The 26,099-nt window shown below is 52.6% G+C and carries 24 protein-coding genes; 15 read left to right on the top strand and 9 right to left on the bottom strand.

Features of this window, described 5'->3' with window-relative positions; genetic code table 11:
• Positions 1-66 precede the first annotated feature (66 nt).
• The 3 genes from H6A12_RS01635 to H6A12_RS01625 all read right to left on the bottom strand — a co-directional run bounded on the left by H6A12_RS01635 (position 67) and on the right by H6A12_RS01625 (position 4,348).
• Entirely contained in the window at positions 67-1,578 is a 1,512-nt protein-coding gene (locus H6A12_RS01635) for an IMP dehydrogenase (protein ID WP_204444123.1), read from the bottom strand.
• Between the two features lie 124 nt (positions 1,579-1,702).
• Entirely contained in the window at positions 1,703-3,454 is a 1,752-nt protein-coding gene (gene pyk, locus H6A12_RS01630) for a pyruvate kinase (protein ID WP_204444121.1), read from the bottom strand.
• 135 nt (positions 3,455-3,589) lie between these two features.
• Positions 3,590-4,348 (bottom strand): heparan-alpha-glucosaminide N-acetyltransferase, encoded by a 759-nt coding sequence (locus H6A12_RS01625; protein WP_204444119.1) that lies wholly within the window; start codon positions 4,346-4,348, stop codon positions 3,590-3,592.
• Between the two features lie 179 nt (positions 4,349-4,527).
• On the opposite strand from H6A12_RS01625, the gene H6A12_RS01620 reads away from it, so the two are divergent.
• The 15 genes from H6A12_RS01620 (at position 4,528) to H6A12_RS01550 (ending at position 19,905) form a co-directional block, all read left to right on the top strand.
• Positions 4,528-4,911, top strand: a complete 384-nt coding sequence (locus tag H6A12_RS01620) for a cell division protein ZapA (protein ID WP_204444117.1) — start codon at positions 4,528-4,530, stop codon at positions 4,909-4,911.
• Positions 4,901-6,976 carry a U32 family peptidase gene (locus tag H6A12_RS01615; protein WP_204444115.1) on the top strand — a complete coding sequence of 692 codons (2,076 nt, stop codon included), beginning with the start codon at positions 4,901-4,903 and terminating at the stop codon, positions 6,974-6,976. The genes H6A12_RS01620 and H6A12_RS01615 overlap by 11 nt, the downstream gene beginning before the upstream one ends.
• A 16-nt stretch (positions 6,977-6,992) precedes the next feature.
• Positions 6,993-7,448, top strand: coding sequence for a dUTP diphosphatase (gene dut, locus H6A12_RS01610; RefSeq protein WP_204444113.1), 456 nt, complete (start codon positions 6,993-6,995; stop codon positions 7,446-7,448).
• Positions 7,438-7,707 carry a DUF4321 domain-containing protein gene (locus tag H6A12_RS01605; protein ID WP_204444111.1) on the top strand — a complete coding sequence of 90 codons (270 nt, stop codon included), beginning with the start codon at positions 7,438-7,440 and terminating at the stop codon, positions 7,705-7,707. The genes dut and H6A12_RS01605 overlap by 11 nt, the downstream gene beginning before the upstream one ends.
• A 6-nt stretch (positions 7,708-7,713) precedes the next feature.
• Positions 7,714-8,268: a Maf family protein gene (locus H6A12_RS01600; RefSeq protein WP_204444109.1), complete on the top strand. Its 555-nt coding sequence runs from the start codon at positions 7,714-7,716 to the stop codon at positions 8,266-8,268.
• A gap of 162 nt (positions 8,269-8,430) precedes the next feature.
• Positions 8,431-9,450, top strand: a complete 1,020-nt coding sequence (locus tag H6A12_RS01595) for a rod shape-determining protein (protein WP_204444107.1) — start codon at positions 8,431-8,433, stop codon at positions 9,448-9,450.
• Between the two features lie 149 nt (positions 9,451-9,599).
• A complete protein-coding gene (mreC, locus tag H6A12_RS01590; protein ID WP_204444105.1) occupies positions 9,600-10,469 on the top strand; it encodes a rod shape-determining protein MreC in 870 nt (289 codons plus the stop codon).
• 18 nt (positions 10,470-10,487) lie between these two features.
• Complete coding sequence (mreD, locus tag H6A12_RS01585; RefSeq protein WP_204444103.1) at positions 10,488-11,009, top strand: rod shape-determining protein MreD; 522 nt, start codon at positions 10,488-10,490, stop codon at positions 11,007-11,009.
• Between the two features lie 20 nt (positions 11,010-11,029).
• Complete coding sequence (locus tag H6A12_RS01580; RefSeq protein WP_204444101.1) at positions 11,030-13,273, top strand: peptidoglycan D,D-transpeptidase FtsI family protein; 2,244 nt, start codon at positions 11,030-11,032, stop codon at positions 13,271-13,273.
• A 117-nt stretch (positions 13,274-13,390) separates the two neighbouring features.
• Positions 13,391-14,113: an AAA family ATPase gene (locus H6A12_RS01575; RefSeq protein WP_204444099.1), complete on the top strand. Its 723-nt coding sequence runs from the start codon at positions 13,391-13,393 to the stop codon at positions 14,111-14,113.
• A 46-nt stretch (positions 14,114-14,159) separates the two neighbouring features.
• Complete coding sequence (mgsA, locus tag H6A12_RS01570) at positions 14,160-14,558, top strand: methylglyoxal synthase (RefSeq protein WP_204444097.1); 399 nt, start codon at positions 14,160-14,162, stop codon at positions 14,556-14,558.
• A 193-nt stretch (positions 14,559-14,751) separates the two neighbouring features.
• Positions 14,752-16,092 carry a histidine--tRNA ligase gene (gene hisS, locus H6A12_RS01565; protein WP_204444095.1) on the top strand — a complete coding sequence of 447 codons (1,341 nt, stop codon included), beginning with the start codon at positions 14,752-14,754 and terminating at the stop codon, positions 16,090-16,092.
• A gap of 19 nt (positions 16,093-16,111) precedes the next feature.
• Positions 16,112-17,896, top strand: coding sequence for an aspartate--tRNA ligase (gene aspS, locus H6A12_RS01560; protein ID WP_204444093.1), 1,785 nt, complete (start codon positions 16,112-16,114; stop codon positions 17,894-17,896).
• Between the two features lie 43 nt (positions 17,897-17,939).
• A complete protein-coding gene (locus H6A12_RS01555; RefSeq protein WP_204444091.1) occupies positions 17,940-18,572 on the top strand; it encodes a hypothetical protein in 633 nt (210 codons plus the stop codon).
• Between the two features lie 34 nt (positions 18,573-18,606).
• Positions 18,607-19,905, top strand: coding sequence for an AI-2E family transporter (locus tag H6A12_RS01550; protein WP_204444089.1), 1,299 nt, complete (start codon positions 18,607-18,609; stop codon positions 19,903-19,905).
• A gap of 58 nt (positions 19,906-19,963) precedes the next feature.
• On the opposite strand, the gene H6A12_RS01545 is transcribed toward H6A12_RS01550, so the two are convergent.
• The 6 genes from H6A12_RS01545 to uxaC are packed head-to-tail and all read right to left on the bottom strand — an operon-like array spanning position 19,964 to position 26,006.
• Positions 19,964-21,139: a Gfo/Idh/MocA family protein gene (locus H6A12_RS01545; RefSeq protein WP_204444086.1), complete on the bottom strand. Its 1,176-nt coding sequence runs from the start codon at positions 21,137-21,139 to the stop codon at positions 19,964-19,966.
• On the bottom strand, positions 21,132-21,989 hold the full coding sequence (locus H6A12_RS01540; RefSeq protein WP_204444084.1) for a sugar phosphate isomerase/epimerase family protein: 858 nt from the start codon (positions 21,987-21,989) through the stop codon (positions 21,132-21,134). The genes H6A12_RS01545 and H6A12_RS01540 overlap by 8 nt, the downstream gene beginning before the upstream one ends.
• A 2-nt stretch (positions 21,990-21,991) precedes the next feature.
• Positions 21,992-22,762, bottom strand: coding sequence for a sugar phosphate isomerase/epimerase family protein (locus H6A12_RS01535; protein WP_204444082.1), 771 nt, complete (start codon positions 22,760-22,762; stop codon positions 21,992-21,994).
• 22 nt (positions 22,763-22,784) lie between these two features.
• Positions 22,785-23,603: an SDR family oxidoreductase gene (locus tag H6A12_RS01530; protein WP_204444080.1), complete on the bottom strand. Its 819-nt coding sequence runs from the start codon at positions 23,601-23,603 to the stop codon at positions 22,785-22,787.
• Positions 23,596-24,636, bottom strand: coding sequence for a mannonate dehydratase (uxuA, locus tag H6A12_RS01525; RefSeq protein WP_204444078.1), 1,041 nt, complete (start codon positions 24,634-24,636; stop codon positions 23,596-23,598). The genes H6A12_RS01530 and uxuA overlap by 8 nt, the downstream gene beginning before the upstream one ends.
• Positions 24,633-26,006, bottom strand: coding sequence for a glucuronate isomerase (uxaC, locus tag H6A12_RS01520; RefSeq protein ID WP_204444076.1), 1,374 nt, complete (start codon positions 26,004-26,006; stop codon positions 24,633-24,635). Before uxaC ends, uxuA begins: the two co-directional genes overlap by 4 nt.
• Between the last annotated feature and the right edge of the window lie 93 nt (positions 26,007-26,099).

The raw sequence follows: 26,099 nt of genomic DNA, 5'->3' as shown, positions 1-26,099 counted from the left end.
ACGCATCAAACAAAAAACAGACGATCAAACGATCGTCTGTTTTTTTATATCCAAGCGGGGATTTTCTTATTTTGCAGAATAGCCGGCGTTGCTGTCTTTTAATACGACGTCGTGTGCGCCGCCTTCCACAATACTGGTGGACGAAACGAGTGTGAGTTTCGCGTTTTTCTGCAGATCCGGAATATTGAGTACGCCGCAGTTGCACATGGTCGAACGCACTTTTGCGAGCGACTGGCCAACGTTGTCTTTTAAGGAACCGGCGTACGGAACGTAGGAGTCAACGCCCTCTTCAAACGACAGTTTTTTGTCGCCGCCCAGGTCGTAGCGCTGCCAGTTTCTTGCACGGCTCGAGCCTTCGCCCCAGTACTCTTTCATGTAGTTGCCGTTGATGATGACTTTGTTTGTCGGGCTCTCGTCAAAACGGGAGAAGTAACGGCCGAGCATGAGGAAGTCTGCGCCCATTGCCAGTGCCAGTGTCATGTGATAGTCGTGAACGATGCCGCCGTCGGAGCATACCGGAATGTAGATGCCGGTTTCTTCGAAATACTCGTCGCGTGCTTTTGCCACTTCGATGAGTGCGGTTGCCTGTCCGCGGCCGATGCCCTTCTGCTCACGGGTGATGCAGATCGAGCCGCCGCCGATGCCGACTTTGATAAAGTCTGCGCCTGCTTTAGCAAGGAACAAAAAGCCTTCGCGGTCAACGACGTTGCCGGCGCCGACTTTAACGGTGTCGCCGTATTTTTCGCGGATCCAAGCGAGTGTGCGGGACTGCCACTCCGAAAAGCCCTCGGAGGAGTCGATGCACAGCACGTCTGCGCCTGCTTCAACAAGTGCCGGAACGCGCTCTGCGTAGTCTCTTGTGTTGATGCCGGCGCCGACCACATAGCGTTTGGAAGCGTCGAGCAGTTCGTTTACGTTTTCTTTGTGTGTCGAATAGTCTTTGCGGAACACCATGTATTTTAAACGGCCCTCGCTGTCAACGAGCGGCAGGGAGTTTAATTTGTGATCCCAGATGATGTCGTTTGCCTCTTTGAGGGTGGTGGTGTCCGGTGCGCAGACGAGTTTTTCAAGCGGTGTCATGAACGAGGACACTTTCTCGTCGAGCGACATGCGGCTCACGCGGTAGTCACGGCTTGTGACAATGCCGACCAGACGGCCGTTTGCAGTGCCGTCCTCTGTGACAGCGACGGTGGAGTGACCGGTTTTTTCTTTGAGTGCCAGGATGTCTGCAAGCGTTGCATCGGGACGGATGTTTGAATCCGATGTGACGAATCCGGCTTTATACGCTTTGACGCGTGCAACCATTGCCGCCTCGTCTTTGACCGACTGCGAACCGTAGATAAACGAGATGCCGCCTTCTTTTGCGAGTGCGATTGCCATTTTTTCGCCCGAAACCGACTGCATGATCGCGGAAACAAGCGGAATGTTCATCGTGATGGCAGAGGTTTCACCTTTTTTGAATTTGACAACCGGTGTTTTTAAGCTCACGTTTGCCGGAATGCACTCAGCGGAAGAGTAGCCCGGCACCAGCAGATATTCTCCGAATGTGCGGGACGGTTCCTCAAAGTAAAATGCCATAGTCATCGCTCCTTATTCGACATGTTTTTGCACAATATATTACGCTCTTTTTTGTCTAAAGTCAAGAAATCTGTATTTTGCCGGCGTACAATTCGGCAAAACGCTCAGATTTCAAAATATCCACTCAGGTTTTGTTCGCCATATTGCAGACGATGCCGCGTTCTGCGTCGAGGGTCACGTTTGTGCCCGAACGCAGGATTTCGGTTGCACCTTTTGCGCCGACGAGCACCGGTTTGTTGAGTGCAAGTCCGACGATTGCCGCATGAGAGTTTGCGCCGTCCTGTTCGGTGATGATGCCGGCACAGTCTTTGATCAAATCCAAAATGGCATTCGAGGTCTTTTTGATGACGAGGATTTGACCCGGCTTAAAAAGCAAGCGTGCCTCTTCTTCCGATTCGCAGACGCAGAGGTCCGCGTGCACCTGATTTTCGGTGATGCCGGTGCCGGTGATTAAGATATCGCCGACAATGTGTACGCGCATCATGTTGGTCGTGCCCGAGATGCCCAGCGGAACGCCTGCCGTGATGCAGACCAAGTCGCCGTCTACGATGAGGCCGTGCTGTTTTGCGCAGTCGACTGCGTGGGAGAAAAGCTCCTCTTCCTGGTGTTTTTCTTCTAAGAGAATCGGTGTGACACCCCACGAGAGGTTCAGCTGACGGCAAGCCTGTTCATTCGGTGTGCCTGCAATGATCGGGCACTGCGGACGGTATTTCGAGAGCATCCGTGCCGTCTGTCCTGCGGTGGTGACGGTCAAGATTGCCGCCGCTTTCAAATCCATCGCGGTGGTAACGGTTGCGTGGGAAATTGCGTTTGTGATGTTCGGCAGTTCGCTCATCTCTCTTGCGCGGAACCGTTTTTCATAGTCGATTTCGCGTTCTGCGCGCTCTGCGATCATTGCCATTGTTTTTAATGCCTCAACCGGATAAAGGCCGGCCGCCGTTTCACCCGACAGCATGATGGCGCTTGTCCCGTCGTAGATTGCGTTTGCAACGTCGGTCGTTTCCGCACGGGTCGGGCGCGGGTTTTTAATCATGGAATCGAGCATCTGGGTTGCAGTGATGACCTGTTTGCCGGCATTGAACGCTTTTTTGATGAGTTTTTTCTGAATGCCCGGCAGTTCCTCAAACGGAATCTCGACGCCCATGTCGCCGCGGGCAACCATGATGCCGTCTGCCACGCGCAGAATCTCGTCGATGTTTTTGACACCCTCTGCGTTTTCGATTTTTGCAATGATGCGGATGTTCTTTCTGTCGACGGTGCTCAAAATGGTGCGGACATCTTCGATGTCCTCTGCGCTTCTGACAAACGAAGCGGCAATAAAGTCAAAGCCGGTTTCTGCGCCGAACAGGATGTCCTGGCGGTCCTGCTCACTGATATACGGCATCGACAGACGCACGCCCGGGACGTTTACGCCTTTGCGGTTTGAAACCGGGCCGCCGTTGTCAACACGGCAGACGATGTCGGTGTCGGTGTGGGAAAGAACGTGCATTTCGATCAGACCGTCGTCGATTAAGATGCGGCATCCATCGTAAATATCGAACGGGAGCTGTTTATACGAAATCGAAACGAGTTCATTTGTGCCGACGACGTCACGGGTGGTGAGTGTGAAGCGGTCGCCTTTTTTTAAGGTGATGCGGTCGTTTTCAAACAGGCCGATGCGGATTTCCGGACCTTTTGTATCAAGCAGCATTGCGACCGGCAGACCGAGCTCGCGGCGGATGCGGTCAACCTGATCATACCGTTTTTTGTGTTCTTCGTGCGTGGAGTGGGAAAAGTTAAAACGCGCCACGTTCATGCCCGAAAGCATCAGCTCGCGGACAATGTCATCCGATGCGGAAGCCGGGCCTAACGTACAGATAATTTTTGTCTTTCTCAAAGCAAAAAACCTCCTTCGAATTTAGGGGATCTCATTATTTTTCTTACCTATTTTAAAAATTCTACTGCTATTCTACACTATTTTCGCCTGAGATTCCAGTGGTTTTATCAAAAAACAAGCAGTGTGTTGTAAAGTTTACGTAAAGAGCGGGGAAAGCAGCAACAGCAAGCCGTACACGACCGGCTGATGTGCAAGGTAGACAATGAGCGTGTGGCGTCCGATGAAAGCGAGCGGCCGGCAATGGCGCTTATAGAAAAACGCAGGACAGCGGCCGGATTTGACAATCGTGCCGAACGAAACGCCAGCCAAAAAGGCGAATACCCACGGCAGAAGCGGAAAATAGTCGGACGAGAAAAACGAACTGTCCGGAAACCCTAAGAAGAATAAAAACGGTGTCTGATACAGCGCGCGCGGCAGTGAAACGGCGGCGCCAAACAGCCCGATTTCTCCCTGCGGCACGGAATAAAGCAAAAAGAATAAAAGCAGTGACACGGGAATGAGCACCGCAGGTTTTATTTTACCCGCAAGCCGCAAAAATAAAGGTGCAAGCATCATGCACACACCCAAGCAGTGAAGGATGCCGAACAAAACAAGCTGACTGGGCATAAAAATCCATGTGCCGACCGTTAGGATCATGCCGAACAAAAAGCACAGCGCGCCGCGCTTTACATTTGCGCGGGAGTAGTTTGCCGCCGTGCCGGAGATGAAAATGAACAGTCCCGCGAACAGCGGCTGAAGAAACTGCTGCATGATCGGCGAAAAAAACAGCGGAATCGACACGCCGAACAGTTCGGTGAGGTCGTATGCGGCGTGATAGAATACCATGCATAAAATCGAAAAGCCGCGCACCTCGTCGATTAGGTGCACACGGTGTGTCAGATCTTTTTGAAACAAAGGAAATCCCCCTTTTTTTACTGATAAAAGTATCGTACACGAAAGCGTGTCCTTTGTCAAAGAAAATTAAGAAAAACAAGCCGTGATTGACGGGCTTTTTCCTTTACAAACCGCAGGGATTGTATTATACTTTTTCTATAAAGAAGAAGCCGCACGTTTGCGGGAAACGGAGGAGCGCTATGAACCGGATTAAAATTATTCTGGCAGGAAAAGAATATACCATCCAGACAGAAGAAAGTGTAAGCTATGTCAAACAGCTTGCAGAATCGCTGGATGCAAAAATAGAAGAATTCATGCAGCAAAACGACGCACTTTCGATGACAAGTGCCAGCATGCTTGTCGCACTCGGACTGATGGACGACTGCATCAAAGCCGCAAGCGATAAGGATAACTTGAGAAAACAGGTCATCGACTATCTTGAGGAAGCAACCCGTTCGCGCACGGAGATTACCGAGCTTAAAAAAGAGATCGAATCGCTCAAACAGAAAAATGCGATGCTCGAAATGAAGCTCATGACGTTTGAGCAGAAAGAACCAGACAACGGAGGAACGTATGGCGAATAAACCGGAGCTTTTGCTGCCGGCCGGCGACATGGAATCGGTGGAAGCTGCCGTGCAAAACGGCGCAGACGCTGTTTATCTTGGGGCAAAATTGTTTTCGGCGCGGCAAAACGCTGCAAATTTTGATAAAACGCACTTGGCGGAAGCGGTGCGCTATGCGAAAATACGGGGTGTTAAGGTGTATCAAACGCTTAACACCCTGCTTTTTGACCGTGAGCTTTCGACAGCCGCGCGCGTGATTGCCGACGGCTGTGAAGCAGGGGTGGATGCATTCATTGTGCAGGACTGGGGTGTCGTGTCGCTGATTCGTTCGATTGCACCAAACATGCACATTCACGGCTCGACGCAGATGTCGGTGCACACGAAAAAAGGCGCCGAGGCGATGCGTGCGCTGGGTCTTTCGCGCGTTGTGCTCTCGCGGGAGCTTTCGCTTGCTGAGATCAAAGAGATCACACAGAGTGTTCCGATTGAAACCGAAGTGTTCGTCCACGGCGCGCTGTGCATGTCCGTTTCGGGACAGTGCTATATGAGCGGAATGATCGGCGGCAGAAGCGGCAACCGCGGCTGCTGTGCCGGAACGTGCCGTCTGCCGTTTTCGAACCGGAAAAACAAAGAGGACTATGATCTGTCGCTTAAAGATTTGTGCGCACTTTCACAGATTCAGGCACTCGCCGAAGCGGGCGTCACCTCGTTTAAGATCGAGGGTCGGATGAAGCGTCCGGAATATGTGGCGGCGTGCGCGCAGGTATACCGTGAACAGCTCGACGGCGGCAAAGGCGACGAAGCGCTTCTGCGCGATGTGTTTGCACGAAGCGGCTTTACGGACGGCTATCTGACGGGAAAACGCGGCGCGCCGATGTTCGGTGTCCGCAGCCGCGACGATGTTGTGCGTGCAACGCCGAAGCTTCTGCGCTCGCTTGCAAACTCGTATCAGACGGAAAACGGACGGATTCCGCTTTCGTTTTCGCTGTCGGTCAAAAAAGATGAACCCGTCTCATTAACCGGTACGGATAAAGACGGCCACACCGCATCGTGTACGTCCGATCCGCCTGAAATTGCACGTGAGAAAGCATTTTCGGCTGAATCGGGCGAACGGATCTTAAAAAAACTCGGCGGTACGATCTTTGTGCCCGGTGACATCACGGTTTCCTGTGATGAGGGACTGATGGTGCCCGTATCGAAATTAAACGAACTGCGTCGCGCCGTCTGTGCCGAAATCGAAGCACAGCGCGCACAATTTGTGCCGGTGCAGACGCATGCGGTCACACTGCCCGATGTGCCGAAGCATCCGGTCAAACGGCGGACGAATGATGAACCGTTTTTGTTTGCGCGGTTTGAAACGATTTCGCAGGTGCCGTTTTCGCAGATGGCGAATATCGGCCTGTTTGCGCTTCCGCTTGCAGAGGTGTCCGCACACACAGACGTGTTAAAACCCTATCAGGGACGGCTTTTGATCGAACTGCCGCGCATGATGGCGTCGCGCGAGGAATCGGTGATGAAAACGCTTTCTGCGCTCAAAGCGCAGGGATTTGAACGCGTTGTGTGCGAAAATATCGCGCATGTGCAGATCGCAAACGAGCTTCAGCTCGAACCGGCGGGCGGTGTGTTTTTGAATGTGACAAACAGCGAGAGTGCGCGTGTATTAAGCCGCATGGGTGTTTCTCATGTGACGCTTTCGTTTGAAATGAACGCGCAGGATGCCGTGCGGATTCAGTCGCCTATACCCTGCGGCGCAGTGGTTTATGGTTATCTGCCGCTGATGCTCGTGCGCAACTGTCCGGTGCAGGCAAAGACAAACTGTGCCTCCTGTGACGGACGCCCGACACTCACCGACCGGCGCAATACGCCGTTTTATGTGATGTGCCGAAAACCGTACGGCGCCGAGATTTTAAACGGCACGCCGCTTTGGATGGCGGACCGGATGCAGGAGCTTTCAAACCTCTCGTACGGACTGCTCTATTTTACGCGCGAGGATATGCAGACGTGCGCGTCGGTCATTCGGGATTACTGCGAAAAAACGCCGGCGAATGAGCCGTATACGCGCGGACTTTACTACCGGAACGTATAAAAAAGGAGCAGACAACATGGAATCCATACAAGTAAAACGGCTCAGCGAAACGGCGCGCCTGCCTGTGCGTGCAACCGAAGGAAGTGCGGGGTATGACCTCTTTGCCGATTGTGCAATAGAGATTGCGCCGGGTGCCATCGAGCGTGTAAAAACAGGCATTGCGATCGCGATTTTGCGAAACGACGTCGCCGCGTTTTTATATGCGCGAAGCGGCATTGCATCAAAATTCGGCGTGTCGCCTGCAAACTGCGTGGGCGTGATTGACAGCGACTACCGCGGCGAAATCATGGTGCCGCTATTCAATCACGGAAGCGCGCCGTTTTCGGTCAAACCGGGCGACCGGATTGCACAGATGGTGTTTGCGCCGGTGTTTCTGCCGCGCCTTATCGAAAGCGAAACGCTTGACGAAACATCACGCGGCGCGGGCGGTTTCGGCTCGACGGGAACAGGAGAAATGACACATGAATTTTAAAAAAACGCTGGTATTTATTCTGCTTTTATTGGGCGGTGTTGTGCTGGGCACAATGCTTACCACCGTGTGCGCATCGGTGCCGTGGCTTTCATTTTTGACAGCAGGCCAGACGGTCGGCGTCGGCGTGCCGAATCCGATCACGATCGATATCGGAATTGCAACGGTGTCGTTCGGCTTTTCCGTAAGCGTCAACATCATCAAGATTTTAAGCATTCTCGGCTGTCTTTGGCTGTATAAAATTTTTTCGAAAGGGCTTTGATTGGCTATGAAACTTGTCTTGGCGTCCAAATCGCCGCGGCGCATCGAACTGCTTTCGATGACGGGACTTCCCTTTTCGGTTCGTCCGGCTGATATCGACGAATCGGCAGTATCGGCGTGCTGTCCGCGCGAACTTGCGAAAACGCTGGCAGAAAAAAAGGCGCGCGCCGCATTTTTGGACGATTCGGAAACGGTGATCGGGTGCGATACGGTTGTTGCCATCTGTGAAGAAGCGCTCGGCAAGCCGAAAGACCGCGCAGATGCTGTGCGGATGCTCTCGATGCTGTCGGGCGTGCGCCACAGCGTGTTCACCGGCGTGTGCGTAAAGACCGCGTCCGGCGAACAGACCTTTGTGAGTGAAACGGGCGTGTGGTTTTATCCGCTGTCCGACACGGAGATTTTTGCCTATGCCGATACAGACGAACCGTATGACAAAGCAGGCGCATACGGCATTCAGGGAAAGGGCGGTTTGTTCGTCGAAAAGATCGAAGGCGACTATAATAATGTCGTTGGACTGCCGGTTTCGCGGCTTATGCGCATATTGCGTCCGATTTTTGAATAAAAAAGCCGAAAAAAGTCGGAAAATTCACAATTTAACGGTTGAGAATCCGTGAAAGTGCGGGTATAATAAAAAGGAATGAGAAGAAATCAAACAGCCCATATGTTCTGCGGCTGTTTTATCCATAAACAAGTGTGAGTAAACAGAGAAAATACGGAGGGTTTTATGTTTTTTACAAAAGATATCGGAATTGACCTTGGAACCGCAAATACACTCGTCTACATGAAAGGCAAAGGCATCATCATTCGTGAGCCTTCGGTCGTTGCTGTCGACATCAAAAACGACGTCGTCAAAAGCGTCGGCCAGGCGGCAAAAGATGTGGTCGGCAGAACACCGGGCTCGATCGTGACTGTTCGTCCGTTAAAAGACGGCGTCATTGCCGATTTTGACATCACCACAAGCATGCTTCAGGAATTCATCCGCAAAGCGCTCGGCAACTCGATGCTGACGAAAGCACGCGTTGTCATCTGCATTCCGTCGGGCGTCACCGAGGTGGAGCGCCGCGCAGTCAAAGAGTCGGCAGAACGTGCCGGCGCAAAACGCGTCATCATCGTTGAAGAGCCGATGGCAGCAGCAATCGGCGCAGGTCTGCCTGTTGCAGAGCCGACCGGCAGCATCGTTGTCGATATCGGCGGCGGTACAACCGAAGTCGCAGTCATTTCGCTGGGCGGCATCGTTGCAGCAAAATCGGTGCGTGTCGGCGGCGATAAATTCGACGTGGATATCATCAACTATATCAAAAAGAAATATAATCTCCTGATCGGTGAGCGCACCGCAGAGGATATCAAAATCAACGTCGGCAACGCATTCCCGCTCGATGAGGAGCTGACCACCGAAATCAAAGGCCGTAACCTGCTTACCGGTCTGCCGGAGAACATCGTTGTCACCTCCACAGAGATCCGCGAAGCACTCATCGACACATTACAGGAAGTGCTCGAAGCAGTGCGCGTCACACTCGAGAAAACACCGCCGGAGCTGGCTGCGGACATCATCGACCAGGGCATCGTATTAACAGGCGGCGGCGCACTTCTGCGCGGGCTTGACAAACTGATCGCACAGGAAACCGGCATGGAAGTCTATGCGGCAAACGATCCGCTCGACTGTGTTGCACTTGGCACCGGCGAGATCTTAGAGCACATGGATAAGCTTGCAAGCGTTGTGTCGAGCGACGACGTCAAATATTAAAAAAACGAATTTGCGCACAGCGCATCAGACAAAAGTTCCGCTTTTCCCTTTTTTAAAAATCAAAGCGGCAAAGGGAAAACTGGAGCTTTTTGTTTTTTGGGACAGGAAGCGGTGCGCAAAACGACAAAACTGTCAGGCGGAGGTGTCCCATGGGGGGATTTTTTAAAAGCAAACCATTTAAAATCATCCTTGCGGCGGCGGCCGTGATGTTTGGCATGATGCTGTATTCGGCATCGAGTGACGGAATCGCCAATATCCCGCGCAATCTTTTACAGATGGTCACCACCCCGTTTCAAAAAGCGGGTGCGTTTTTGAGCAGTACGGTCGGCGGTTGGTTTGATCCGCTTGTCAATGCGCGCGAAAATGCAGAAGAAAACGAGCGGCTCAAAGAACAGATTGCGGATTTAAACCGTCAGATGATCGACTATGAATCGCTCAAGGATCAAAATGAACAGCTCAAAGAAGCGGCACAGATCAAGGAATTAAACGAAGATTTTGAATTGATGCCTGCCCAGGTCGTCAGCCGTGATTCGGCAGACCGTGCCGGTTCCTTTATCATTGACCGCGGCTCGCTGCACGGCATTGAGAAAAACGATCCGGTGATTACGTCGGCTGGTCTTGTCGGCATTGTGACCGACGTGGGCCCGGTGAGCGCACGGGTGAAAACCATCTTGAGTCCGGAGATCGACGTGAGCGCCATCGAGTTAAATACCGAGCAGCTCGGTGTTGTAAGCGGCGACTATACGCTGTCGCAAAGCGGCAAAACGAAGCTTTCGATTTTGTCGGAAGAGGTGCAGATGGAGAAAGGCGGCATGATTATCACAGCCGGTTCATCGGGACTTTACCCGAAAGGCATTGCCATCGGCGAGATCGAGTCGATCGAAACCGAACCGCACGGCATCACGCGCTATGCGGTGATCCGCCCGTATGTTGACATCGAGTCGGTGTCGACCGTGCAGGTCATCACCTCGTTCTTAGGACAGGGCAGCCGGCTTGACGATTATGCAGACGCAGAATAAACAAAAGGGGTGTCACCAATGAAAAACAAACAGCTGCAGGCTGTTCTAAAATGGAGTGTCTATTCCCTCTTGCTTCTTGCGGCATATATGCTGCAGACCATGCCGGGTTTTTTGACGATTTTTGATGCAAAGCCTGTGTTTTTGGTGGCAGTGGCAGTCGGTGTTTCGATGTATGAAAACGTGCTTTCGTCCGGCATTTTCTGCGGCATTGCAGGACTTTTATGGGACATCTCGTCCGACCGGCTGTTTGGCTTTAACGGACTGATTCTGCTGTTGTGCGGCGTCACCATTTCGGTTGTATGCGTCTATTTCCTGCATACACGCATGTTAAATGCCGTCGGATTTTGTGCAGGAACGCTGCTTGTGCAGGGCGTGCTTGACTATTTGTTCTGCTTTTTGATCTGGCGGTATCCCGGGGCATATTCAGTGATTTACCGTCAGATTCTCCCCTGTGCGGCATATACGGTTGCCGTGTTTCCGCTCATTTATCTGCTCATACGAAAAATTGCGTTTTCATTCCATCATGCGCCGCGCGCATGACGAACAGAAAGGAGTCTCCCATGATCATTTCCGAAGCGAAAACACACCGCGCACGTACAGCCGTTTTGATCGGGCTTTGCGTTGTGATGTGCATTGCGGCATCGATTCGGGTGTTTGAATATCAGATTGTGGATGGGGCGGGGTATTTAAAACAGGCCAAAAGCGGTACCACAACCGAGATTGAGGTTTCTGCCGCAAGAGGCAAAATTGTCGACCGCAACGGCGTTGTGCTTGTGGATAATGCGGCGTCTTACAACGTGGCGTTCGACTTTTTGGCAATGGAAAAGGAAAGTCGTCTGACGCTTGACGACGAGGCGACAAACAAACTCATTTATACATTGATCCGGCTGTTTGAGGATCTTTCGGAAACATGGGAGGATAAACTGCCGGTTTCCGCCGATGCGCCGTATGAATTTCTGCCCGACAGCGACACGGAGATTGCGCGCCTCAAAAGTAAGGTCGGCGTCAACGAATATGCGACGGCGCAAAACTGTATGGAATGGCTGTTTCGTGAAACAGGCATCAAAAAATACCGCGACGAGCAGGGCAACTGCACGCACTGCGGCGAGCCGTACGACAGCTGTACGTATCAGGATTACAGCGAGGAATATGCAAGAAAGATTGCGGGTGTGCGCTATATGATGCTGTCCGCCGATTTTTCGGCATACAACACACGTTATACATTTGCAAAAGACGTTTCGGCGTCGACGGTTGCATTGCTGCGCGAGCTGTCTGACGAGCTTCCGGGTGTGACCGTGACGGAAACAAGCGAACGCGTCTATTTAAACGGCGACGTGGCATCGAACCTGCTTGGAAACGTCACAAAAATTTATGACGGTGAGTATGAAACAAAATATAAGGACTTATTTGCGGATAATCCGGGAAAACAGTATAAAATGGACGATGTAGTCGGCCGCGGCGGCATCGAAAGTGCGTTTGAGGAACAGCTGCGCGGTACACGCGGTACCATGACCGTCACCCAGAATGCACAGGGCGACATCATCGAGGTGCAGGAGAGCAGTGCGCCGGTTGCGGGACAAACCGTCCAGCTCACACTCGACTATTACCTGCAAAAAGATTTGCAGACCATCTTTGCCAATTATATCGACTGGTATAACAGCACCAGCGAGGAGCATTCGACCAACGGTGCAATGGTGGTGCTTGACGCAAAAACGGGCGGTGTGCTTTCGAGCATTTCGTATCCGTATTATGACATGGAAACATACCTGACCGACTATAAAGCAGTCGAATCGGCGGAAGGCAGCCCGCTTAACAACCTGGCACTTTCCGGATTGTTCCGTCCGGGTTCGACGTTTAAACCGATCGTTGCAACTGCCGGACTGGAGGAAGGCTATATCACGCCGGACACCACCGTTTACTGCAACGGCGACTACTACACCTACTATGCGCCGGACTGGACGCCGAACTGTGTCGGTACGCGTCATAAGGGCGGCGCAAATCTGGATGCTTCGACAGCGCTGTTCGATTCCTGCAACACATTTTTCTATGATCTCGGACGGCGCATGGGTGTTGATTTGTTCAATAAATATGCGGAAGGCTTTGGCTTGGGCGTCGAGACCGGCATTGAGATCTCTAACGCAGAGGCAAGCAGCCGTCTTTCCCACAAAGAAGACCCGAACTGGCAGGAGGGCAACAACATCCAGGCGGCAATCGGTCAGATGAATACGCAGGTCACACCGCTTCAGATGGCAGTCGAGGCAATGACGCTTGCAAACCACGGCAAACGGTATGCGGCACATCTGCTCGGCGCATTTTTGGATGAGAGCGGCAATGTCATCGAGGAACATACCCCGTCGGTGCTCTCGGAAATTCCGATGTCTGAATCGACCTATAACGAGGTGTCAGACGGCATGAACCGGCTGGCAGAGAGCTTCCCTGCGCCCTATCAGATCACTGATCTTGAAGCACTCGGTTATAAGGTGTATGCAAAAACCGGTACACCGCAGGTCACCTCGACCCGTACGCATCACTGCTTTATCGCTTATGTCGAGCGGTACGGCGAACCGGAATTTGCTGTTTCGGTGCTTGTGTATGACGGCTCCACCACCCAGCGTCTGCTGCGTGATATCATTTTGGCATATGACCGTGCGACCTATCCGGAAAATTATCCGGAGCAGTCCGAGGAACAGACGGAAGAAAGCACATCTGAGCCGTCTGCTGAATCGTCCGGTGAATCGTCGGCAGAATCGTCGGCCGACTCGTCTGCACAGACGGGTGAAGTTACGGAAAACGCGCAGGATTAACGCGAAAACCAGTCAGAAGCACAAAAAGTTTTCGTTTCACTCTTGCATTGACTGTGTACTATTGATATAATATAATTTAGATTCATAGCGATTTTCGCAAAAATACAGGAGATATGGATGGCAAAGATCATTTCTGTTCTTTCCGGCAAAGGCGGCACCGGAAAGTCTACGGTGACAGCGCTTTTGGGGATTGCCGCGGCAAAAGCAGGAAAACGGGTGCTGCTTGCAGATTTTGACGCACCGCTTCATTCGCTTGACCTGCTTCTTTCGATGCAGGATCAGATCGTGTTTGATCTTTCGGATGTACTGAAGGAAAAGATCCGCATCAAGCAGGCGATCTATCCCCACCCCGATTTGCCTTTGCTTTCGCTTTGCTGTGCGCAGCAGAGCGGGCAGGACCAATCGTCGCTTGTAAAACAGGCTGCACTGCTGCGTGGGATTCAAAACGGATATGATCTGATTCTGCTGGATCTTCCGGCAGGACTTTTTTGCAGTGCAGACATTGCAAACAGTGTTTCGGACGAAGCTGTTTTGGTGCTCACGCCCGACATCATCTGTGTGCGGGATGCACAGAAGCTTGCACCGATGCTCAGTGTTCCTGCGCGGCTTGTATTCAACAAGGTGGATCGTGATGCAGTCAAAAGCGGCGGGCTTGTGGATCTGGATGAAGCGATGGACCTGTGCGGAACGGCACTGCTGGGTGTGGTTCCGTTTGTAAAAAATGCTGCAGGTCTTGTCAATAAAGGCGGCGCCGGCGAAAAAAAGGTGATGCAGATTGCGGATGCGATCGTATCGCGGTTAACCGGCTCCTATATCCCGCTGATTTTGAAAACGGTATGAGAAGGGTTTTCAGGTGAGGGAAAATGATCAGGAAAGGATGTTCGGTATGACAATCGCATTGATTGCACACGATGCAAAAAAAGAGCTGATGATTCAGTTCTGCATTGCATATTGCGGGATTTTGAGCAAGCATACACTGTGTGCGACAGGAACAACAGGCAAGCTTGTTTCTGAGGCCACAGGACTTAAGGTGGAGCGCTTTCTGAGCGGAGCACAGGGCGGCGACCAGCAGATTGCCGCACGCATTGCCTGCAACGAGATTGATATGGTGTTGTTTTTCCGTGATCCGCATACGGTCAAGGAGCACGAACCGAACGAGATGACGCTTTTGCGTCTTTGTGATGTGCACAACATTCCGATTGCAACCAACATTGCAACGGGCGAAATGCTCATCCACGGATTGGAACGCGGCGATCTCGACTGGCGTTCGATTGTCCGGCGCTGAAAATTCGAAAACGAAAAGAGCCTGTCCAAGGAAATTGGACAGGCTCTTTTCGTTTTTTTCGTCAAAAAGGCTGTTGCGAAAAAGCCGGATGTGCTATAATAACAATGTATGAAAAAAATTTCCCCGGCGTTCTTTGCCGGATGCGGCGGTACACACCGCCCGATAGGACAAAAAAGGAGAAGTGATCCGAGAGATGAAAGCCCCAAGAGGCACGCAGGACGTTTTGCCTGCCCAGAGCCATCAGTGGCAGTTTGTGGAACGCACACTGCTTGAAACAGCGGCGCTGTTTGGATTCCGCGAGATCCGCACCCCCACATTTGAAGCGATTGAGCTGTTTTCGCGCGGTGTGGGCGACACGACCGACGTGGTGCAGAAAGAGATGTTTGAAGTCAAGGGACAAAAAAGCCGCGATGTATTTGCGTTAAAACCGGAGGGTACAGCAGGTGTTGTGCGTGCAGCGCTCGAACAGAGTCTGTTAAACGATGTGCTCCCGCTCAAAGCATGCTATATCACGCCGTGTTTCCGTCACGAGCGTCCGCAGGCAGGCCGTCTGCGCGAATTCCACCAGTTTGGCTGTGAGGTGTTCGGCGCCTCCTCCCCTGCTGCCGATGTGGAACTGATTTCGCTCGTCTGGCACATTTTAAACCTGTTTGGTGTCAAAGGCATCACGCTTCGCATCAATTCGATCGGATGCAAAACATGCCGTGCAGACTATCATGCGGCACTGCGCGCACACTTTGAGGCGCACAAGGACGAGCTGTGCGAAACATGCTTAGAGCGTCTTTCGAAAAACCCGATGCGTATCCTCGACTGCAAAGTCGACGGCGATAAAGAGTGCATCCGCACCGCACCGGTTGTGACCGACTTTTTGTGCGACGAGTGCGAAAAACACTTCACCGCAGTCAAACGCGGACTCGACAAGCTGGGTATTCCGTATGTTGTCGATCCCAAAATCGTGCGCGGCCTTGATTATTATACAAAAACTGTGTTTGAGTTTGTGTCGGACGAAATCGGCGCACAGGGCACGATCATCGGCGGCGGCCGTTATGACGGACTTGTCGAACAATTGGGCGGCAAACCGACACCGGCGCTCGGCTTCGGCATGGGCATCGAGCGGTTTTTGCTGCTGTTGAACGCACAGGGCATCGAATTGCCGGCGCCGCGCGGCTGTGATTTGTACATCGGTGCAATCGGTGCGCCGGCGCTCGAAAAGGCAATGGTGCTGTGCGACAAACTCCGCAGCGAGGGCTTCTCGGTGTCGTTTGACATTATGGACCGCAGTGTCAAAGCGCAGATGAAATATGCAAACAAGCTGGGTGCTTCGATGTCGATGATCTTAGGCGACAACGAGCTTGTCACCGGAAAAGCGAACATCAAAGATATGAAAACCGGCGAACAGCGTGAAATTGAATTTGAAACAGAGCTTTTGAACGTGCTGTACGACGCGGCGCTGGCGGCAGAAGCCGATGCCATCAGCGATCAGATCGGCAGCGATGCGTTTGCCCGCATCATGCAGATGGGTCAAAACGCATAACAGAGGAGGAAATACAAAAATGGCAGAATCCATGGGAAATTTGCGCCGCACACGTTACTGCGGCGAAGTGAGCGAGCAGGATGTGGGCACCAATGTCGTCGTTGCAGGCTTTGTACAGCGTCAGCGCGACAAGGGAAACTTGATCTTTGTCGATCTGCGTGACCGCACCGGCATCGTACAGCTCACCTTTGACGATACAACCGACCGCGAAGTATTCGCAAAGGCAAAATCGTTAAAAAGCGAATATGTGCTGATCGCAAAAGGCGAAGTCCGCCGCCGCGAGAGCGTCAATACCGAGATAAAAACCGGTATGGTCGAAGTGTATGTGTCGGAGCTTCGCATTCTGGCATCGGCACAGACCCCGCCGTTCCATGTAAACGACGACGGCAAAGTCGGCGACGAAATTGCACTGAAATACCGTTACCTGGACCTGCGCCGCGAAAAACTTCAGCGCAATATCCAGATGCGTCACAAAATCGCAAAAGTGACCCGCGACTATTTCTATGAAAACGGCTTTTTGGAGATCGAAACGCCGATGATGATGAAATCGACGCCGGAAGGTGCGCGTGACTATCTTGTTCCGTCGCGTGTGCATCCGGGCAAATTCTATGCACTGCCGCAGTCGCCGCAGATTTACAAACAGCTTCTGATGATCGCCGGCTATGACCGCTATATCCAGCTGGCACGCTGCTTCCGCGACGAGGACCTGCGCGCAGACCGTCAGCCGGAATTTACACAGATCGACTTGGAGATGAGCTTTGTCGATGTCGAGGATATCCTTGAGATGACAGAGGGTTACATCAAACGGCTGTTTTCCGAGGTGCTCGACGTGGACATCGCACTGCCGATTCCGCGTATGACATACAAAGATGCAATGGAGCGCTACGGCTCCGATAAACCGGATACCCGTTTTGGCATGGAGATCGTTGACTGCTCTGAACTCGTCAAAGACTGCGGTTTCGGTGTGTTCTCCGGCGCAGTGGCAGCCGGCGGAAGTGTCCGCGCAATCGTTGCAAAAGACGGCGCAAAAGTGCTCACCCGCAAAGAGATCGACAAGCTGACCGAGCAGGCACGCGGCATCGGCGCAAAAGGTCTGGCGTTTGTCCGCTGGGTTGACGACGCACCGTCGTGCTCCTTCTCGAAATTCATGAGCGAGGAAGAGCTTTCTGCACTGCTTGCGCACATCGGCTGTGAAAAAGGCGACGTCGCATTGTTCTGTGCAGACCGCGACCGTGTCACTCTGCCGACCCTGGGTCAGATTCGCTTGACCGTTGCGAAAAAATTAGACATTATCCCCGAGCAGTTCAACTTTGTCTGGATCACCGAGTTTCCGTTCTTTGAATATGACGAGGAAAACGACACCTGGCTCGCAATGCACCATCCGTTTACGATGCCGCTGGACGAGTGCCTGCCGTATCTTGACAGCGATCCGGGCGCTGTGCGTGCAAAAGCATATGACTTGGTGTTAAACGGCACCGAGCTGTCGAGCGGCTCGATCCGTATTACCGATTTTGAGTTACAGCAGAAAATGTTTGAGTCGTTAGGCCTCACCGACGAGGAAATCGAAGCGAAATTCGGGTTCCTTGTGAATGCATACCGCTATGGTGCACCGCCGCACGGCGGCATGGGCATCGGCCTTGACCGTCTGTCGATGATTATGTGCGGCTCGGACAGCCTGCGCGACGTCATCGCATTCCCGAAAGTCCAGAATGCAAGTGAACTGATGAGCGAATGCCCGTCTGTTGTAGATGCTGAACAGCTCAAAGAACTTCACATTGCATCGGTTTTAGAAGAAGCTGAATAATCTGACGGCTTCATTGCCATAACAAAGAGGAGGCGTTTTCATTATGGCTGACGCAATTCAACTGCTTATTACGTTGTTTTTACTCATTATGCTGATTCCACTGGGTATTTTGATCACTTCTTATGTCTTAGGCGCACTCGGCGTGCAGAAAATTGCACAGCGGCGCGGTGCACAGGGACTTTGGCGTGCATGGGTGCCGATTGCAAGACAGCAGCTTTTGGGCGAGCTTTCGGACTCGATGCCTGAAAAACAGCCGTTTTGCCGCAAATATCCGTGGCGTAAATGGTATCCGATTGCAGCGGCGATTTTGATTGGTGCAGCGGCGTTGATGCTGCTCATTACAGTGGCGCTGTGGATTGTGCCGCTGTTTCGCGCACTGCTGCAGATGCCTATGATTGGCGAAGAGGCGATTGAACGTCTTATGGTTCGCATGGCACCGATCCAGATGATCTGCACAATGCTTTCGCTTCTTCTGTCGGCAGCACAGATTGGTTACCGGGTGCTTGAAGCTTTTATTCTCTACCCTGTCTACTGCCGTTATATGAAAAAAGGAGCGATGGCGTTTTCCATCTGCGGCGCAATTTTTTCGATTCACTCGTTTTTCCTGTTTGCAATCCGTAACCGTATGGAAGAACCGGTTCCCCCTGTTTATACCACCTACACCAATGTGAGATAATGCATCCATCCGATCAACAAAGAGGAGGTGCTGTATGAAATTTCGATGGAATCCAAAATATCTGTATTGGGGTATTACAGCGTTTTTGGTCATCGTTGCAAGTGTGTTGTTTTATCTGCTGTTAAACCGCATGGACGTTGTGGTTTCGGTCATCAATTTTCTGATTGCGATTGCCACACCGTTTTTGATCGGATTTGTCACCGCGTACCTCTTAAACCCGGTGATGGAGTTTTTCGAAAAGCGGTGCTTTAAGCCGCTGCTCTCTAAAACAAACAAGCAGGTACATCCGAAGCTTGCACGCGTATTTGCACTGATCGTCACGTTTTTGCTGGCGTTTGCCGTGGTGGCAGCACTCGGCTTTATGGTGTTTCCGCAGCTGTTTCAAAGCATCAGCGGAATCATCGGCAACTTGTCGACTTATTTTTCACGGATTGAAAAATGGATTCTCGGCTTTGTGTCGGAAAACCAGGATATTGTCAACATGCTGCAAAAACAGTTCGACAACATCAGCAAAACAGTCACAAGCTGGGCGACAAACGATCTCTTGCCGCAGCTTACAAACCTGGCAGGCGGCTTGACAGTCGGCATCATTGGCGTGCTGGGCACGATTGTAAACATCTGCGTGGGTGTGATCGTGTCGATCTACATTTTGTTCAGCAAGGAAAAGTTTTTTGCACAGACGAAAAAAGTCTGCTATTCGATTTTTTCCATCAAAGCGACGAATCAGATGCTTCGTGTCACGCGTCGGGCAGATCGTGTGTTCGGCTCGTTTATCAAAGGAAAGCTGATTGAAGCGGTAATCGTCTGGGCGGTGATGTTTGTCGGAATGTCGGTGTTCCATATGCCGTTTGCCATGCTCATTTCCGTGATTGTGGCGATCACAAATATCATTCCGTTTTTCGGTCCGTTTATCGGCGTGATTCCGTCGGCAGTGCTGATTCTGGTGCTTGATCCGATGATGGCGCTCTATTTTGTGATTTTTGCGTTTGTGATTTTGCAGATCGACGCAAACTTCATCGGGCCAAAGGTGGTCGGCGGCTCGACCGGATTGTCGGCATTCTGGGTTATCTTTTCGATCATGGTGTTCGGCGGATTCTTTGGCCTTGTCGGTATGATTATCGGCGTGCCGCTGTTTGCGCTCATCTATTCGCTGGCGGCTGAGATTGCAAAAAACCGGCTTACACAGCGTGATATGCCAGTGAGCACAAAGGTGTATGAGTCGATCGACCATATCACTGTGGACGAAAAGATCGTCTATTGGCCATCAGACGGTATTCCCGAAGCGGGCGCACCCGAACCACCGGTTGAAAAAGAGACAGATGATAAACAATAAACCACAAACAAAAAAGACGAACGATTTTCGTTCGTCTTTTTTTACTGCGTTAAAAGCTTCAGCGCACGCTCCAGCGGCTGTTGTATGTGCCGCGCAGGTCGGCAATTTCGCTTACTGCGTGTTCTTTCACATGGGAATTTTTGCGCCGTTCATTGAGCATTGCTTCAAACTTGTCGCTGTCAATCGGGAGTGTGACCCAGTCGTTTGTCCAGTCGGAGAGGTGAATAGCATTCGATACGGTCAGGCCGCAGATGCCCTCCTCGCCCGGTGCGAGCAGTTCTTCTCCGTCCAAAATGGCGTTTGTGAAGTTTAAGAGGATGCCGTTGTGTGCCGTTTCCTCGCCTTCAACCGGGACGTCGTGCACCGTCATCTCCGGTGTCACAAAGCCCTCTTTGCTCGTAAAGCAGGTTTCGCGCTCCGGAACTGCCAGCTCGTAAAATGTGAGTTTGCCTTCCTCCCACACGAGCTTGCCGCGGTCGCCGGTCACCTCTAATCGGTTTGTACCGGGTGCTTCGCCGGTTGTCGTGATGAATACGGCGCTTGCACCGTTTGCGTATTCCGCATATGCCGTCACTTCGTCCTCGACCTCGATGTTGTGCCATTTGCCGTAGTGGCATGTTGCACGCACGCGGGTCGGCATGCCGAACATCCACTGCCACAGATCTAAGTTGTGCGGGCACTGGTTAATCAGCACGCCGCCGCCCTCGCCTGCCCAGGTGGCACGCCATGTACCCGAATCATAGTACGCCTGGGTGCGGTACCAGTTTGTAATGATCCAGATGAGGCGTTTGCATTCGCCCAGGCGGCCGCTCTTGATGATCTCGCGGATTTTCTGGAACTGCGGGTTGGTGCGCTGGTTGTACATGATGCCGAACACACGGTCGGATGCTTTTGCGGCGTCGTTCATCATTTGCACCTGATTTGTGTAAACGCCTGCCGGTTTTTCGGTCAGCACATGAAGTCCGGCGGCAAAGCCGTCGATGGCGATCGTCGGATGGAGATAATGCGGCGTTGCAATGAGCACCGCGTCAATCAGTCCGCTTGCAAACATCTCGTGATAGTCGGAAAACTGCGGCACACCGGGGAGATTTTCGCTCGCCCAGCTGAGTTTTTCGGGTGCAATGTCGCAGACTGCACCGAGTGTCAGCCGTGCAACGTTTCCTGCTAAAATGCTTTTTGCGTGAGCACTGCCCATGTTGCCGATGCCCACGATACCGATGCGCACTTCATTCATACGAATATCCTTTCTCATCTAAAAGCGCTTTGAGCGCACGAACGGCGCGGTCAAATGCAGCTTCGGGTGTTTTGTCGTGTGTGGTATGGGTAAGCGCTTCCGTCTGGAGCGACGAAAGGCCCGAAAAATCGAACAGATGCGGCTCGACCGATAGAATGCGCGGCGCATTCGTCTGTGCATACCGGTCAATCAGTGCGGACACATCGCCGTCACCGTCGCCGCAGGGCGTCACACTGCCGTCTTTGCGTGCGTCCTTTGCATGGAAATACGAAAGCTTCGGCAAAACGGCGTTATACAGCGTCTGCGGCACTTCGCCGCACTGTACGCAGTTGGCAGGGTCAAACACAAACGAAAGATCGGGCACGTTTTGCAAAAGATACGCACTGCGTGCCGCATTGTCGCCGAAGATGTCCTTTTCGTTTTCATGACAGCAGAGCACACCCTCGCGTTTTGCGTAATCGCACATTTGATTCAGCCGCTCGGCGACAAGCGATGCATATGCCATCGGTTCTTTGCCTTTTGGCATAAAAAAGCTGAACATCCGGATGCGGTCGGTATGAAGCAGGTGTGCGGCTTCCACCGCGCGGTAAAACTGTTCCAAGTGCTGCGCAAACGGTGCGTCAATGTCCACTTTTCCGATCGGCGAACCGAGTGCCGACACCGAAATCCCCGATTCTGCGAGGATGTGTGCCGCTTCCTTTAATTTGTCTGCCGGCTGTTCGATGGCCTGCTTGCCATCCAGCTGCCGCAGTTCAATGTGGGAGAGGCCGTTGCGGACAGCGGCGTCGATCTGACCAGACAGCGACGGAGACGATTCATCCGTGAATGCGGAGAGAACAAACATCGCCATGCTCATTCCTCCCCGATCATGCCGGCACGGACCAAGTTTTTGTAGCTTAGCGCAAGCTCATCGAACGGGTCTTTGCCGAATGTGTCGTCCTGCTCGACCATCGCATACGGAACGTTCGTGCGCTTGCAGGCGTCGAAAATCTCGTCCCAGCAGAGATTTCCCTCCATGACCGGTGCGGTGCGGTGTTCGCGTCCGTTCATGGCAAGATCTTTGAAATGGATTACGTCGATGCGGCCTTCAAGCATCTCGATCTGTTTTGCCGGGCATCGTCCGGAAAACTGCGTCCAGAACACGTCTAAAATAAAGCTCCATTCGTCCGGGTCGGTTTCCTCTGCCATGATGTCAAGATACGTCTTGCCCTCTTTGCGCTGATACTCAAAAAAGTGATTGTGATAGCAAAGCTTCATGCCCGCTTCCTTGAGCATTTTTGCCGCAGGTGCAAAGTCACGCAGAAATGCGCGGGTACCCTCGAGCGAACCCAGGTACCGCTCGGGCATCATGCCGATGCCGACAAAGTTTGCACCTAAGATCTGATGATCGCGGATGACCTGTGCCGTTTCATTCAAGATACGGTCGGGGGTTGTGTGGGTCACGATGATCGACAGTTCGTTTTCGTCGGCAATCGCACGTAAGTGTTCCGGCTCAATCTCGCCGAATGCCGATACCTGAAGCGATGTGTAGCCGATGTCATGCAGTTTTTTTAAAGAAGCTTCGATGTCCGCGGGTGTTTTGACAAAGTCGCGGATGGTAAAGCCCTGTGCACCGATTTTCATGAAAATGACCTCCTTTTTTTCATTATACACCCGAATACGCGGAGAATCCGCCGTCAATCGGGAGAACAACACCGGTCAAAAAACCGGATTGTGTTTCGTCGAGTAAAAACCGCACGGCACCGAGCAGTTCTTCCGGCTTGCCGAAGCGGCCGAGCGGTGTGTGCGCGATGATTTTTTGTGCGCGGGCGGTCGGTTCGCCCGATTCGTCAAACAGCAGTGCGTAATTTTGATTTGTCACAAAAAAGCCGGGTGCAATCGCGTTGACGCGGATATTGCATTTGGAAAAATGAACGGCAAGCCACTGCGTGAGGTTCGAAACGGCGGCTTTTGCGGCGGAATATGCCGGGATTTTCGTGAGCGGACGGAATGCGTTCATCGATGAAACGTTTAAGACACAGCCGCCGTTTTCTGCCATGACCTCGCAGAACACCTGTGTCGGCAAAAGCGTGCCGATGCAGTTTAAATCGAACACAAACGACAGATCGTCTGCGTTTAAATCAAAGAACCGGCGTGCATCGGCGGTTTCCTCCTCGCCCAAGCGTTCGGCAGTCGTGGTGCCGCGCGGATGATTGCCGCCTGCGTCGTTGATGAGCACGTCAATTTTTTGGAATGCGGCGAGTACGGTATCGCGTGCCGCGATGAGATTTTCCTTATCGAGCACGTTTGCACCGACTGCGATTGCATGGCCGGGCTGTGCGGCGTTGATTTCCTCGGCAATGGCGGTGACGGCCTGTTCGTTTTTGTCGAGCAGTGCGACAAAATGACCGTCTGCGGCGAGCGCTCTTGCAAAAGCGGAGCACAGCACACCGCCCGCACCGGTGATGACGATGACTTTATTCATGGGAAGCTTCCTCCTTTTGTGCGGCTTCAAACAGTCCGTTTAAATAAGCGGCGCCGAGTGCGCGGTCAAACAGACCATAGCCGGGGCGTCCCTCTTCGCCGAAGATCATGCGTCCGTGGTCCGGGCGGACATAGCCGTCGAATCCGTTTTGCACGAGTGCCTTGACCACGCCGTAGAGATCGAGCGCACCGCACGGATGTGCCGTTTCGGTGAAGCCGTGTTCGGTGTACGCGACGTTTCGCAGATGGGCAAACGGGATGTACGGCGCAAATTCGCGTGCGAGCGCCACCACGTCGTTTTGGGGATTTGCGCCGAGCGAACCGGTGCAGAGTGTGAGACCGTTTGCAGGCGACGGCATGATTTCACGCATCCGGCGGATGCTGTTGGCGTCTTTGATGATGCGCGGCAGACCGAACAGCCCCCACGGCGGATCATCCGGATGAATCGCCATGCGGATACCCGATTCCTCCGCAACCGGAATCACAGCGCGCAGGAATGTTTCAAAGCTTTTCCACAGTGTTTCCTCGCCGGCTTCGTGCCATCGGCGGATGAGCGCGCTGCACTCCGCTTGCGTATAGCTTTCGTCCCATCCGGGAAGCGAGAGCGGCTTTGTAACCGGGTCGAGCGCTTCGATTTCGCGGCTGTCATACGCCAGCGCGTTCGAACCGTCCGGGAGCGGGTTTTTGAGCGTCGTGCGCACCCAGTCGAATACCGGCATGAAGTTATAGCAGATGACTTTCACACCTGCCGCACCGAGCCGGCGCACATTTTCGCAGTAATTTTCAATCAGACGCGGCGCATCTTTGCCGCCCAACTTAATTTCCTCATGGACAGGAACGCTCTCGACGACTTCAAACGCAAGACCGTGTTCTTCTGCGGCGCGTTTGACTTCTTCAATCTGTTCGATTGGCCAAACCTCGCCGGTCGGCGTGTCATAGACCGCCGAAACAATCCCGCTCATGTTTGGGATCTGGCGGATATACGAAAGCGGCACGGGATCGTTTTTGCCGTACCAGCGGAATGTCATTTTCATGCGGGTATCGCTCCTTTCAAAAGTGAAGCACTGTTTTCATAACAGACAGCGCGGATGATTTCTTTTGCAGTATCTTCGTCCAAAAATTCGCCCGATTCGATCAGTCGACCCATCCATCCGCACAAAATCCGGCGGAAAAAGTCGTGCCGGACGTATGATAAAAAGCTGCGGCTGTCGGTGAGCATGCCGAACGAGGATTTAAGACTGCCGGTGCGTGCAAACAGCGAAAGCTGCTGTTCGATGCCGGCTTTGTGGTCGTTAAACCACCATGCCGCACCGAGAGATACGTTCCGGAAGCTTCCTGCCGCGCACAAGAGCGGCTCATACATGGCAGGGTTTAACGTGTATACAATCGTGCGGGGCAGCGTGCCGCGGTTGTTTGATTCGTTGAAAAACGCGGTCAAATCGGAAACCGGGATCGTGTCCCCCATACAGTCGCCGCCGCAGTCAGCGCCGAGCGATGAAAACAGCACGTCGTTTGCGTTTCGGGTGACGCACAAATGCATCTGGGACGTCATGTTTCGTTTGGTATATTCCTCGTTTAAAAAGCGGTAGCATGCGGTCAAAAATGCAGGAAGCGACGCGGAAACGTCTTTTCCATCCAGTGCATCGCGGAAGATCCGGTCGGCTTGTTTGTCTGTGCAGGTTCCGTGCGGAAAATACGGAACGCCTACGTCAGCGAGTGTGCATCCGAGCGAACAAAACCGGTCGAGCCGGACGCGTACCGCCTGTTTGAACGTGTCAAACGACGAAACCTCCACGCCGGACACCTCGGAAAGCGTTTGGATGTAAACGGGATAATCAGCCGCCGCGATGTTAATAAGCCGGTCAGTGCGGAATGTCGGCGTCACCGACACGGGGAACGTGCTGTCTGCGCGCAGTGCTTCGTGATAGCAGAGCGAATCGGTCGGATCATCCGTTGTGGCAAGTGATTTGACATTTGCGGCGAGTACGAGCGACCGCGGCGTCGGACAGCGCTTCTTTAACGCTTCGTTTGCCTCATGGTAGAGTTCCATTGCGTTTTCTTTCGTGAGCGTCACCGGTTTTCCGATCAAAAACGAAAGCTCCATGGCAGTCCAGGTGTAGAGCGGGTTACCGGGCGACTGTGTCACACACGAAAGATACGCGTTGCACCGCTCGTCAAACGATTGCGGCCCGGTGATGAGTGATTCATCGATTCCGCAGACGCGCATCAAGCGCCATTTGTAGTGATCGCCCGAGAGCCAAAGCGATGCAAGGCTTTCAAACGGGCGGTTTTCGAACAATTCTTTCGGGGAAAGATGGCAGTGATAATCAGCAATCGGCAGCGTTTTTGCGGTTTCGTACAGCCGCTTTGCAGCCGATGTGGTCAAAAAGAGTGATTTCTGCAAAGTTCCCACCTCCTTGATGTTAGCATAGCATATTGATTTGCAAAAAAAATCGCAATTTTTGCTTGAAACATTGCAAAAATTGCGATATGCTAA

This window comes from Merdimmobilis hominis (assembly GCF_016901855.1).
In the GTDB taxonomy this organism is placed as follows: domain Bacteria; phylum Bacillota; class Clostridia; order Oscillospirales; family Ruminococcaceae; genus Paludihabitans.
This window is presented reverse-complemented; position numbering and strand designations above follow the sequence as displayed.

Excerpts from the sequence above, each read along its gene's own strand:
- H6A12_RS01540 (WP_204444084.1), bottom strand. The coding sequence starts at position 21,989 with ATGGCGATGTTTGTTCTCTCCGCATTCACGGATGAATCGTCTCCGTCG.
- mgsA (WP_204444097.1), top strand. The coding sequence starts at position 14,160 with ATGACAATCGCATTGATTGCACACGATGCAAAAAAAGAGCTGATGATT.
- H6A12_RS01545 (WP_204444086.1), bottom strand. The coding sequence starts at position 21,139 with ATGAATGAAGTGCGCATCGGTATCGTGGGCATCGGCAACATGGGCAGT.
- H6A12_RS01530 (WP_204444080.1), bottom strand. The coding sequence starts at position 23,603 with ATGAATAAAGTCATCGTCATCACCGGTGCGGGCGGTGTGCTGTGCTCC.
- H6A12_RS01535 (WP_204444082.1), bottom strand. The coding sequence starts at position 22,762 with ATGAAAATCGGTGCACAGGGCTTTACCATCCGCGACTTTGTCAAAACA.
- H6A12_RS01600 (WP_204444109.1), top strand. The coding sequence starts at position 7,714 with ATGAAACTTGTCTTGGCGTCCAAATCGCCGCGGCGCATCGAACTGCTT.
- H6A12_RS01595 (WP_204444107.1), top strand. The coding sequence starts at position 8,431 with ATGTTTTTTACAAAAGATATCGGAATTGACCTTGGAACCGCAAATACA.
- H6A12_RS01635 (WP_204444123.1), bottom strand. The coding sequence starts at position 1,578 with ATGGCATTTTACTTTGAGGAACCGTCCCGCACATTCGGAGAATATCTG.
- H6A12_RS01605 (WP_204444111.1), top strand. The coding sequence starts at position 7,438 with ATGAATTTTAAAAAAACGCTGGTATTTATTCTGCTTTTATTGGGCGGT.
- dut (WP_204444113.1), top strand. The coding sequence starts at position 6,993 with ATGGAATCCATACAAGTAAAACGGCTCAGCGAAACGGCGCGCCTGCCT.
- H6A12_RS01550 (WP_204444089.1), top strand. The coding sequence starts at position 18,607 with ATGAAATTTCGATGGAATCCAAAATATCTGTATTGGGGTATTACAGCG.
- H6A12_RS01615 (WP_204444115.1), top strand. The coding sequence starts at position 4,901 with ATGGCGAATAAACCGGAGCTTTTGCTGCCGGCCGGCGACATGGAATCG.
- H6A12_RS01555 (WP_204444091.1), top strand. The coding sequence starts at position 17,940 with ATGGCTGACGCAATTCAACTGCTTATTACGTTGTTTTTACTCATTATG.
- uxuA (WP_204444078.1), bottom strand. The coding sequence starts at position 24,636 with ATGAAAATGACATTCCGCTGGTACGGCAAAAACGATCCCGTGCCGCTT.
- mreD (WP_204444103.1), top strand. The coding sequence starts at position 10,488 with ATGAAAAACAAACAGCTGCAGGCTGTTCTAAAATGGAGTGTCTATTCC.
- aspS (WP_204444093.1), top strand. The coding sequence starts at position 16,112 with ATGGCAGAATCCATGGGAAATTTGCGCCGCACACGTTACTGCGGCGAA.
- H6A12_RS01620 (WP_204444117.1), top strand. The coding sequence starts at position 4,528 with ATGAACCGGATTAAAATTATTCTGGCAGGAAAAGAATATACCATCCAG.
- H6A12_RS01575 (WP_204444099.1), top strand. The coding sequence starts at position 13,391 with ATGGCAAAGATCATTTCTGTTCTTTCCGGCAAAGGCGGCACCGGAAAG.
- hisS (WP_204444095.1), top strand. The coding sequence starts at position 14,752 with ATGAAAGCCCCAAGAGGCACGCAGGACGTTTTGCCTGCCCAGAGCCAT.
- mreC (WP_204444105.1), top strand. The coding sequence starts at position 9,600 with ATGGGGGGATTTTTTAAAAGCAAACCATTTAAAATCATCCTTGCGGCG.
- H6A12_RS01580 (WP_204444101.1), top strand. The coding sequence starts at position 11,030 with ATGATCATTTCCGAAGCGAAAACACACCGCGCACGTACAGCCGTTTTG.